Annotated in this window: 4 protein-coding genes; all 4 read left to right on the top strand. The window is 47.0% G+C overall.

From position 1 onward, the window contains the following. The first annotated feature begins 110 nt into the window (after positions 1-110). A complete protein-coding gene (locus tag JZU62_RS10425; RefSeq protein WP_295014544.1) occupies positions 111-521 on the top strand; it encodes a hypothetical protein in 411 nt (136 codons plus the stop codon). Between the two features lie 8 nt (positions 522-529). Continuing rightward, positions 530-1,420: a polyprenyl synthetase family protein gene (locus JZU62_RS10420; RefSeq protein ID WP_365956772.1), complete on the top strand. Its 891-nt coding sequence runs from the start codon at positions 530-532 to the stop codon at positions 1,418-1,420. Further along, complete coding sequence (gene hemA, locus JZU62_RS10415; RefSeq protein ID WP_295014541.1) at positions 1,420-2,712, top strand: glutamyl-tRNA reductase; 1,293 nt, start codon at positions 1,420-1,422, stop codon at positions 2,710-2,712. Before JZU62_RS10420 ends, hemA begins: the two co-directional genes overlap by 1 nt. Next, positions 2,712-3,237: aminoacyl--tRNA ligase-related protein (locus JZU62_RS10410; protein WP_365956770.1), on the top strand; the 526-nt coding region annotated here is incomplete at its 3' end. The genes hemA and JZU62_RS10410, both read left to right, overlap by 1 nt.

Below are 3,237 nucleotides of genomic sequence, written 5' to 3'. Positions count from 1 at the left end.
TAAGAATTGTGGTGGTATAATCTCCGACTTAAAATGATCCTATGCAGAGTCAGTGTATAATCGCTCATTTAAGAAGCCATACGTTCCAAAATCTTTAGAAATGAGTTTGTATGAGTCGTATTTTCATATTTCTACTCGTTGGGGTGTTCACCCTTTTGGATGCGGCGGCATGGAGAGAATCGAAAAGCTTTGTCCTCAAAAAAGATGAGATCGTCAAAATCCTCGTCAAAAGCGAGGGGCAAGAACGTCTGCTCAATTTTCGATGGACCCTTTATGCGGATAAGGCTTTGGTGGTGCATGAGAGTTTTGATCGGTTTGTCGGACAGCATATTTTGTATGTCGGGCATACGAATCAAAGCTTTCGTAAAGTCCTCTTGAGCGCGGATCGAAGCCAAAAAGATGTCCCGTACGCCTTGGTGGTTTTTAAAAAATTTGATGATGGCAACAAAACAGCGCAAATGGATTTTTTCTTGATCGATAAAGAGAATCGGATTGTGTTGGATTATTTAACGAAGAAGTGATGATAGGTATGTTGGAAACTGTAGAAACTCTTATTGCAAAACTGATCGATGAGGTCGATTATCCTCATGCCGCAGAACTTTTTAAAAAACTCTCCGGCGGCAAACGGCTTCGTGCCCGTCTGGTTTTGACGATTGCCCCGAGTGAGCCTACCGCACCGCTATTGGGAGCGATTGTCGAGTTGATCCACGCGGCGAGCTTGCTCCATGATGACGTGATCGACGAAGCGCAGTTGCGTCGCGGAGTTCCGTCCGTCAATGCGACCGAGGGTTCTAAAACCGCCATCATGCTCGGCGATATTCTCTACTCCAAAGCGTTTAGCGAGCTTACCTCTTTCGATCCGCGAATCGCCCGCTCCGTTGCCGAATCGGTCACTCGCCTCTCAGTCGGAGAGATGATGGATGTAGGGATGGCGGAGAGTTTCAATACCGACCGTGACCTGTACCTCAAAATGCTCTATCTCAAAACCGCGACCCTGATCGAAGCGTGTGCCTACAGTGCCGCGATTTTGGCGGGGAAAGACGAACAAGCCTACGCGACGTACGGAAAAAATCTGGGATTGGCATTTCAGATCGTCGATGATATTCTCGACATCACCGCCGATGAAGCGACGCTGGGTAAACCCTCTTTGAACGATTTTTCGGAGGGGAAAGTGACATTGCCGTATATCGATCTGTATGATCGATTGGATGCACCACTCAAAGAGCGTTTGGTAAAATCCCATGCGCAGGTGTTGGATGAGGATGAGAAGCAATGGATCCGTTCACAGATGGATGCGTTCAATATTATCGAACACTCCTATTCCCATGCACGTTCTTTGTGCGATGAAGCGATCGGTGTGATCGGCGATGATGCCGCGTTGCGTTCCATCGTCGAATCTGTGATCAAAAGAAGTCACTGATGCATTATCTGATTGTCAGCTTTTCACACAAAAACTCGACGCTTGGGATACGCGAGAAGCTCGCATTCGTAGATGAGACGGCACAGCTCAATGCGATGAAACATTTAAATGCCTCTCCGTGTATCAGCGAATCGATGATCCTCTCTACCTGTAACCGTGTTGAAGTTTTTTGTAGCTGTAACGATACGGAATCGGCGAAAGAAGAGCTGTTTTTTCTGTTGACAAGACACTCTGGGTTGAGTCATACGGAACTCTATTCTCGTGCCGATATTTTCGACGATGAGGGGGGGATACATCACCTCTTTAGTGTAGCGAGTTCGCTCGATTCGATGGTTGTCGGGGAGACGCAGATTTCAGGACAGCTCAAAGACGCGTTCAAACTCTCCCAAGAGAACGGCTATTCGGCTCAGAAAATTTCGCGTGCGATGAACTACGCGTTTAAATGTGCCGCCGAAGTACGCAATGCAACCAATATCTCTTCTAAACCGGTGTCGGTTGCGAGTGTGGCCATCGCGAAAATCAAAGAATCGGTGGGAGACGTGAGCGGTAAAAAAGCACTCGTTATCGGTTCGGGTGAGATGTCGGTGATTACTTGTAAACATCTTACTGCCCAAGGGGTCGATGTTACGGTGATGAACCGAACCTTCGAGAAAGCCGAAGCGATAGCGCGAGAGTGTAACGCACGGGTGCGATCATTCGAAGAGATCGCGTACGCAATCAATGAAAATGAGCTCCTTTTTACTGCGACGGGTTCGATCACTCCGATTATCACCGAAGAGATGATCAAACCTACGACGTATGATCGATATTGGTTTGATATGGCGGTTCCCAGAGACATCGAATGCGAAGCGGCTCTTTGGTCGATTAAACTATTTTATGTCGATGATCTAAAAGAGATCGTTTCGGAAAATATCGCGCTGCGTGAAGATGAGGCAAAACTCTCGTATGTGATTATTCGCCGACATGTTACCCTCTTTTTTGAATGGCTTAAAACCCTCTCAGTCGAGCCGCTGATCAAAAATATGTATCTCAGAGCCTCTGATGCGGCGCACCAAGAAGCGTCACGTGTTATTGATAAGGGGTATGTATCCAAAGAGTATGAGGATGCGCTCCATAAAGCTACCCTTCAGGCGATCAAGCGGTTTTTACATCCGTTTGCTGAGCGGATGCGTGATGGTTCCGATCCGATGCGTGTCGATGCCCTGATTGAATCGATGAGTTTTTTAATGAACGAAGAGGAGGGGTCTGATCTCTCTCAAAATTCGTGTATCTATTACCCTAAAGGAAAATAATGCGTTTTAGTAAAGCCTATATCCCAACCACCAAAGAAGCTCCGAAAGATGCGCAGCTTCCCAGCCATATCTATCTTTCGCGCGCAGGATTTGTGACGCAGGTAGCGGCAGGGTTGTATAATTTTTTACCGATGGGAAAACGGGTACTTCGTAAAATCGAAAACATTATCAATGAAGAGATGGCGGCGTGTGACGCACAAGAGGTTGATCTTAGTTTCGTAACCCCAGCGGAATTGTGGCAAGAGAGCGGACGGATCGAGAAATTCGGCAAAGAGCTTCTCCGTTTTCGTGACCGTAAAGAGAACCTTTTTGTCCTCGGGCCTACCCATGAGGAGATGATGGTAAACATCGTCCGTAACCGCGTTACAAGTTACAAACAACTCCCTATCAACCTCTATCAGATCAAAACCAAATTTCGTGATGAAGCACGCCCCCGCTTTGGTTTGATGCGCGGACGCGAGTTTGTGATGAAAGACGGGTATAGTTTTCACTCAAGCACCGAAGATTTGGATCGTGAATTTGATG

The organism is Sulfuricurvum sp. (assembly GCF_019163035.1).
Classification (GTDB): domain Bacteria; phylum Campylobacterota; class Campylobacteria; order Campylobacterales; family Sulfurimonadaceae; genus Sulfuricurvum.
This window is presented reverse-complemented; position numbering and strand designations above follow the sequence as displayed.

Coding starts and splice junctions, on each gene's coding strand:
- JZU62_RS10425 (WP_295014544.1), top strand. CDS start 111: ATGAGTCGTATTTTCATATTTCTACTCGTTGGGGTGTTCACCCTTTTG.
- JZU62_RS10420 (WP_365956772.1), top strand. CDS start 530: ATGTTGGAAACTGTAGAAACTCTTATTGCAAAACTGATCGATGAGGTC.
- hemA (WP_295014541.1), top strand. CDS start 1,420: ATGCATTATCTGATTGTCAGCTTTTCACACAAAAACTCGACGCTTGGG.